Here is a 6,489-nt window from a genome sequence, read left to right as displayed (position 1 = left end):
AGACGGAGTACACCGGGGCGAAGGATGCCTCGACCCGTTCCTCCCACGCTTCCTTCGCGCCGGTGTACTCCGTCTCGTACGCCGGGTCGACCCGGTAGCCGCGTCCGGCGAGCGCCGCCGTGAGCGCCTCCAGTCCGGCGCGGGCGTCGGCGACCAGCGGGAGGGCTGCCAGCTTGTGGGCGTCGAAGCCGGTGATGTTGAGGTGGAGGAAGCGGACGGACGGGTCGGCGAAGAGCGTGCCGGAGGCGGTGGTGAAGTCGGAGAAGCGGGTGCCGACGCCGATCACCAGGTCGGCGGTGCGGGCCAGTTCGTCGGCGGTGGCGGTGCCGGTGTGGCCGATGCCGCCGACGTCGGCCGGGTGGTCGTGGCGGAGCGCCCCCTTGCCCGCCTGGGTGGAGGCGACCGGGATGCGGGTCGCTGCGGTGAACGCGGCGAGCGTCTCCTCGGCGGCGCTGTGCCGGACCCCGCCGCCGGCGACGATCAGGGGCCGGCGGGCGGAGCGCACCGCCCGTACGGCGGTTTCCAGTTCGTACGCGTCGGGGGCGGGCCTGCGGACGTGCCAGTCGCGCTCGGCGAAGAACTCCTGCGGCCAGTCGTACGCCTCCGTCTGCACGTCCTGCGGCAGCGCGAGGGTGACGGCCCCGGTCTCGGCGGGGTCGGCGAGGACACGCATCGCCTGCAACGCGGCAGGGATCAGCGCCTCGGGCCGGGTGATCCGGTCGAAGTAGCGCGAGACGGGGCGCAGACAGTCGTTGACCGAGACATCGCCCGCGTAGGGCACTTCCAGCTGCTGGAGTACGGGGTCGGCGGGCCGGGTCGCGAAGGTGTCGCCGGGCAGGAGGAGGACGGGCAGGCGGTTGATCGTCGCGAGGGCGGCCCCGGTGACGAGGTTGGTGGCCCCCGGGCCGATGGACGTGGTCACCGCGTGGGCGGAGAGCCGCCCCGACTGACGGGCGTACCCGACGGCCGCGTGCACCATGGCCTGTTCGTTACGGCCCTGGAGGTAGGGCATGCGGTGCGCGGCCCCGTTCCCGCCGCTGCCGTTCCCGTCGCCGCTGCCGCTTCGGCCGCCGCCCGCCTCGACGAGTGCCTGGCCGATGCCCGCGACGTTCCCGTGCCCGAAGATGCCCCAGGTGGCGCTGATGAGCCGCTGCCGGCGGCCGTCGCGCTCGGTGTACTGCCGGGCCAGGAAGGCGACCAGGGCCTGAGCGGTGGTCAGCCTGCGGGTCGGACCGTGGGGGGTCGCGGGGCGCGTCGGGCTCGCGGGACTCGTCGGGCTCAAGGCGTTACCTCCGGGCCGGGCGACGGATGCGCCGTGTAGAGCGGGAGTCTGGCGTCGATCGGCTCGCCTGGCCAGGTGTCGCGGATCCATCGGTGGTCGGGGTGGTCGCGGATCAGCCAGGCCCGCTCCTCCCCCGGCCCGGCCATCACGTTCAGGTAGTACAGCGTCCGGCCGGGCGGGGCGATGGACGGGCCGTGCCAGCCGTCGGGGATGAGGACGGCGTCGCCGGCGCGCACTTCGGCGAGGACGTCCGTACCGCCGTCGCGCGACGGGGAGACCCGGTGGTAGCCGATCCCGCCGTCCTCGACCTCGAAGTAGTAGATCTCCTCCAGTTCGCACTCCTCGCCCGGCACGTGCTCGTCGTGTTTGTGGGGCGGGTACGAGGACCAGTTGCCGCCGGGGGTGAGCACCTCGACGGCGATCAGCCGGTCGCAGTCGAAGGTGTCGGCGGCGGCGAAGTTGTTCACCTGGCGCGAGCAGGTCCCGGAGCCGCGCAGCTCGACGGGTACCTCCGGCGCGGGGCCGTAGCGAGCGGGGAGTCGTCGCTCGCACTTCGCTCCTGCCAGGGCGAAGCGGCCACCTGCGCCGGAGGCGATCTGTGCGTGGGAGTCGCGCGGTACGTAGGCGAAGTCGGAGACCCCGCTGAACACGCTTTCCCGGCCCAGCAGTTCAAAGGTCTCGCCTGCCGTACGCACCGTACATGCACCGGTCAACGGCAGGACGATCCATTCACTGCCTCCGGTGTCGAGCGTGTGAACACCTCCCGGTTCCAGCTCCAGTACCCGCAGGGCCGAACGGTCCCAGCCGGCCCGCTCGGGGTCGATGTCGACGGCGTACGCCCCGCGCGCGACGCTGCCGGCCGGCAGGTGGTACCGGTGGTCCCGCTCAGGGGGGTGATGCTTCGTCATGGCTCTTCCCTACCCGTGCCGAGCAGCGATACGGCGGTGTCGACGGCACGCGTCACGTCCCCGTCGGCCGGGTAGAGCAACGAGCGGCCCACGACCAGCCCCCGCACGGTGGGCAGCCGCAGCGCGTCGCGCCATTTCCCGTACGCGGCGTCCTGGTCGTCGCCGACCTCGCCGCCGAGCAGGACGGCGGGCAGGGTGGAGGCCTCCATCGCCCGGGCCATGGCGTCGGGGTCGTCGGTGACGGGGACCTTCAGCCAGGTGTACGCGGACGTCCCGGCGAGGCCCGACGCGATGGCGATGGAGGTCGCCACGGCGGCGGCGCCGAGATCGTTGCGGAGGCGGCCGTCGAGGCGCCGGCAGAGGAACGGCTCGACGAAGACGGGCAGCCGGTGCGCCGCCATCGCGTCGATGGTCCGGGCGGCGGTGTGCAGGGTGTCCAGCGAACCGGGGTCGTCGTGGTCGATGCGCAGCAGCAGCTTCCCCGCGTCGAACCCGTGGCGGACCAGGTCGTCGGGGCGGTGGCCGGTGAACCGGTCGTCGAGCTCGAACGCGGCGCCGGCCAGCCCGCCGCGGTTCATCGAGCCCATCACGACCTTGTCCTCCAGGGCTCCCAGCAGGAGGAGGTCCTCCAGGACGTCGGCGGAGGCGAGCACGCCGTCGACCCCGGGGCGGGAGAGGGCGAGGCAGAGCCGCTCCAGCAGCTCGAAGCGGTTGGCCATGGCGAGGGACCGGTTCCCCACCGCGAGTGCGCCGCGCGCGGGATGGTCCGCCGCGATGATCATCAGCCGGTCGCCGGGGTGCCGGATCAGCCGCCGCCGCTTCCGTCGCGCGGCGGCCTCGGCGACGGCTTCGGGACGTTCGGCGCGCAGCCGCACGAGCTCGGCGATGGAAGGCGCGAGAGGCGTCATGAGCCCGCTCCGGCCGGGGCGTCTCCGGTCGGGGCGTCTCCGGTCGGGGCGTCTCCGGTCGGGGCGTCTCCGGTCGGGGCGTCTCCGGTCGGGGCGTCTCCGGTCGGGGCGTCTCCGGTCGGGGAATCGGCCGGAGCACCGGGGGCCGCCGTCGCGCCCGGGCCGGCCGTCACGGCTCCGGCCGCGAGGGCCGCCTCGACCTCGTCCGAAGACGGCATCGCGGACGAGCAGGCGAGCCGGGAGGCGACGATGGCGCCGGCCGCGTTCGCGTACCGCACGAGGCGGTCCAGCGGCCACCCGGCGAGCAGCCCGTGGCAGAGCGCGCCCCCGAAAGCGTCCCCCGCTCCGAGTCCGTTGACCACGTCCACCGGCAGGGGCGGGCAGTCGGCGGTGGTTCCGTCGCGGTGGACGGCGAGCACGCCCTTCGGGCCCTGTTTGACGACGGCGAGCTCCACCCCGGCCGCGAGCAGGGCCCGGGCCGCGGCGTACGGTTCGCGTTCGCCGGTCGCGATGCGGCACTCGTCGGTGTTGCCGACGGCGACCGTGGCATGGGCCAGCGCCTCGCGGTACCGCGCGGGCGCCTCGGCGCTGTCGTCGCCCCCGTCCCAGAACATGGGCCGCCAGTCGAGGTCGAAGACGGTCGCCGTACGCGGCGCACCGCGCGCGTCGCGGGCACGGAGGGCGGCCAGGGTGGCGGAGCGGCTCGGCTCGGCGCTGAGTCCGGTGCCCGTCATCCAGAAGATCCGGGCCTCGCGCACCGCGTCCAGGTCGAGGTCCGGCGCGTGGATCTCCAGATCGGGGGCCTTGGGCTGCCGGTAGAAGTAGAGCGGGAAGTCGTCCGGCGGGAAGATCTCGCAGAAGGTGACCGGGGTCGGATACTCCGCCACGGCCGTCGCCCAGCGGGCGTCCACCCCGAACCGTTCCAGTTCCTGGTGGAGATAGGCGCCGAAGGCGTCCTGCCCGGTGCGGGTGATCACGGCCGTCCGCCGCCCCAGCCGGGCCGCCGCCACCGCCACGTTCGTCGGGGAGCCGCCGAGGAACTTGCCGAACGTCTCGACCCGGGCGAGCGGTACCCCGACCTCCAGCGGGTAGAGGTCCACCCCGATCCGTCCCATGGTGATCACGTCGTACGGCTCAGGCATGCCCATCCCTTCGACCCACCGGTGGCCGGCTGATCCCAGGTCTAGTCCCCTCCCGGGAACCCTGTCAACATTTTGTCCGGACATTCGGACGAACCCTTGACACTCTTCCGCACGGGCCCCGAGGCTGGGCGTTATGACCCCCTCCGTCCGCCCCTCGGCCCGCATCCGTATCGGCTCGGCCCCCGACTCCTGGGGTGTGTGGTTCCCCGACGACCCGCGACAGGTGCCGTGGCAGCGCTTCCTCGACGAGGTCGCCGAGGCCGGGTACGCGTGGATCGAACTCGGCCCGTACGGCTATCTGCCCACCGACCCGGCGCGGCTGGCCGACGAGACCCGCGAGCGGGGGCTCAAGGTCTCCGCGGGGACCGTCTTCACCGGACTGCACCACGGCCCGGACGTCTGGGACCGGACGTGGGCACATGTCGCGGACATCGCCGGACTGACCCGGGCCATGGGCGCCGAGCACCTGGTCGTCATCCCCTCCTTCTGGCGCGACGACAAGACGGGCGAGGTGCTGGAGGACCGCACGCTCACCCCCGCGCAGTGGCGCGATCTGACCGCGCAGACGGAGCGGCTGGGCCGGGAGGTCCGGGAGCGCTTCGGGCTGCGCATCGTCGTCCACCCGCACGCCGACACCCACATCGACACCGAGGAGAACGTCAACCGCTTCCTCGACGCCACCGATCCGGATCTCGTCTCGCTCTGCCTGGACACCGGGCACTACGCCTACTGCGGCGGGGACAGCGTCACGCTCATCGAGACGTACGGGGAACGCATCGGCTACCTCCACCTCAAGCAGGTCGATCCGGAGATCCTGGCGTCGGTGGTGGCGGACGAGGTGCCGTTCGGCCCGGCGGTGGCCAGGGGTGTGATGTGCGAGCCGCCCGGCGGGCTCCCCGCCCTGGAGCCGGTCCTGGAAGCGGCCCGGGCCCTGGACGTCGACCTGTTCGCGATCGTGGAACAGGACATGTATCCGTGCCCGCCCGACGCGCCCTTCCCCATCGCCCGCCGCACCCGGGAGTTCCTCCGCTCCTGCGGAAGGCCCGGACCGGCGCTCTGAGCCCCCGTCAGACTCCCGTGCGCCCGTCGACGCGTTCGCGGATCAGGTCGGCATGGCCGCAGTGCCGCGCGTACTCGCCGATCATGTGGGTGTAGATCCACCGCAGGGTGACCCGCGCGCCCATGAACGGGCTGGTGTCGTCGAGCGCCCGGGCCGCGCAGTTCTGCCGGGCCCGGGCCACCTCGGCCTCCCACTGGGCGAGCGCCCGCTCGTGGGTGGAGTCCTCGGCGAGCTCCCAGCCGCCGTCACGGCCCTCGGCTCCGTCCCCGCCGCCGGCCGGCGGGGCGAAGAGCGGCGGGGCGTCCTCCTGCGCGAGCACGCGGCGGAACCAGTTCCGCTCGACCTCCGCCAGGTGCTGGAGCAGTCCGAGCAACGTGATCGGCGACGGCGCCGCGGACGCCTCGCGCAGCCCCTTCCCGGGCAGGTCCGCGCACTTCTGGGCGAGGGTGGCGCGGTAGAAGTCGAGCCAGCTCTCCAGGGAGAGGCGTTCATCGGCGACCAGAGGGGGCATCGGGCGTTCGGAAGTGCTCATGGTCCCCATCGTGGCAGCCGGGTCCGACAACGGCCCCGCCCCGCACCACCGGTCCCGGTTCATCCGTTCTGCCATAGCAGTAACCGTTTCGGCACACATATCGCGGTTACGCATGTTTTCTGTCACAGCCGGTCGACAGCCCCACGCCGCCTGCCGCCCGGGGTCGTTCAACCGGGCACAGGCTGAGTGATCGTCAGCCTGCGCTGCGGAGCGCAGCAGAGCAGAGAAGCGCTGAGAGGTGTCACTGATGACCGACGAGACGCTCTGGTCCTACAAGGACATTGCCGCGCACATCCAGGTCCAGCCGGACACCGTCCGCTCCTATCGCAAGCACGGGCTCCTGCCCCCGCCCGACCAGGTGAAGAACGGGAAGCCGTACTGGTACGGAGACACCGTCCGCGCGTGGGTCGCCTCCCGCCCCCGCAACCGGGGCCGCTGACATTCCCTGCCCGCGCAGCGACCCCGCCCGCCCGGGTCCGTCAGCTCCGGGCGGGCGCCCGGAAGTGGGCCGTCCAGAGGAACGGCTCCCCGAAGAGCGGGGATTCGGGAGCCTCGTCGTTCATCCGGCGCAGCTCGACCTCCGTCAGACCGGAGAAGACCCGGCGCAGCGCCTCGGGCGAGTAGGCGAGCCCGCCCCGCAGACCGCCCGTCCGGTAG

Annotated in this window: 7 protein-coding genes and 1 pseudogene; 2 read left to right on the top strand and 6 right to left on the bottom strand. The window is 73.1% G+C overall.

Annotated elements, in window-relative coordinates; translation table 11 throughout:
- The 4 genes from HET64_RS34815 to iolC all read right to left on the bottom strand — a co-directional run.
- Window positions 1-1,282: thiamine pyrophosphate-binding protein (locus HET64_RS34815; protein WP_251146299.1), on the bottom strand; the 1,282-nt coding region annotated here is incomplete at its 3' end.
- Entirely contained in the window at window positions 1,279-2,190 is a 912-nt protein-coding gene (gene iolB / locus HET64_RS34810; protein ID WP_215111245.1) for a 5-deoxy-glucuronate isomerase, read from the bottom strand. The genes HET64_RS34815 and iolB, both read right to left, overlap by 4 nt.
- Window positions 2,187-3,098 (bottom strand): deoxyribose-phosphate aldolase, encoded by a 912-nt coding sequence (locus HET64_RS34805; RefSeq protein ID WP_215111244.1) that lies wholly within the window; start codon window positions 3,096-3,098, stop codon window positions 2,187-2,189. The genes iolB and HET64_RS34805 overlap by 4 nt, the downstream gene beginning before the upstream one ends.
- Window positions 3,095-4,240, bottom strand: a complete 1,146-nt coding sequence (gene iolC / locus HET64_RS34800) for a 5-dehydro-2-deoxygluconokinase (RefSeq protein ID WP_215111243.1) — start codon at window positions 4,238-4,240, stop codon at window positions 3,095-3,097. The genes HET64_RS34805 and iolC overlap by 4 nt, the downstream gene beginning before the upstream one ends.
- A 133-nt stretch (window positions 4,241-4,373) precedes the next feature.
- On the opposite strand from iolC, the gene HET64_RS34795 reads away from it, so the two are divergent.
- The gene (locus HET64_RS34795; RefSeq protein WP_215111242.1) at window positions 4,374-5,300 is read left to right on the top strand and encodes a sugar phosphate isomerase/epimerase; all 927 of its coding nucleotides are present in this window, start codon (window positions 4,374-4,376) and stop codon (window positions 5,298-5,300) included.
- Window positions 5,301-5,307: 7 nt separating this feature from the next.
- Here the strand turns inward: HET64_RS34795 and HET64_RS34790 are convergent, their stop codons facing one another.
- Entirely contained in the window at window positions 5,308-5,832 is a 525-nt protein-coding gene (locus HET64_RS34790) for a DinB family protein (protein ID WP_215111241.1), read from the bottom strand.
- A gap of 247 nt (window positions 5,833-6,079) precedes the next feature.
- Here HET64_RS34790 and HET64_RS34785 point away from each other — a divergent pair, with 247 nt between their 5' ends.
- On the top strand, window positions 6,080-6,271 hold the full coding sequence (locus HET64_RS34785; protein ID WP_215111240.1) for an AlpA family transcriptional regulator: 192 nt from the start codon (window positions 6,080-6,082) through the stop codon (window positions 6,269-6,271).
- A 40-nt stretch (window positions 6,272-6,311) separates the two neighbouring features.
- Here HET64_RS34785 and HET64_RS39410 read toward each other — a convergent pair.
- Window positions 6,312-6,489: pseudogene (locus HET64_RS39410) on the bottom strand (SAM-dependent methyltransferase); the annotation flags it as partial.

The organism is Streptomyces sp. McG3, assembly GCF_018619185.1.
Lineage (GTDB): Bacteria > Actinomycetota > Actinomycetes > Streptomycetales > Streptomycetaceae > Streptomyces.
Note: the sequence above shows the minus strand (reverse complement) of the source record. Positions and strands in the feature narration are given on the sequence as shown.

Coding starts and splice junctions, on each gene's coding strand:
- iolB (WP_215111245.1), bottom strand. CDS start 2,190: ATGACGAAGCATCACCCCCCTGAGCGGGACCACCGGTACCACCTGCCG.
- HET64_RS34805 (WP_215111244.1), bottom strand. CDS start 3,098: ATGACGCCTCTCGCGCCTTCCATCGCCGAGCTCGTGCGGCTGCGCGCC.
- iolC (WP_215111243.1), bottom strand. CDS start 4,240: ATGCCTGAGCCGTACGACGTGATCACCATGGGACGGATCGGGGTGGAC.
- HET64_RS34795 (WP_215111242.1), top strand. CDS start 4,374: ATGACCCCCTCCGTCCGCCCCTCGGCCCGCATCCGTATCGGCTCGGCC.
- HET64_RS34790 (WP_215111241.1), bottom strand. CDS start 5,832: ATGAGCACTTCCGAACGCCCGATGCCCCCTCTGGTCGCCGATGAACGC.
- HET64_RS34785 (WP_215111240.1), top strand. CDS start 6,080: ATGACCGACGAGACGCTCTGGTCCTACAAGGACATTGCCGCGCACATC.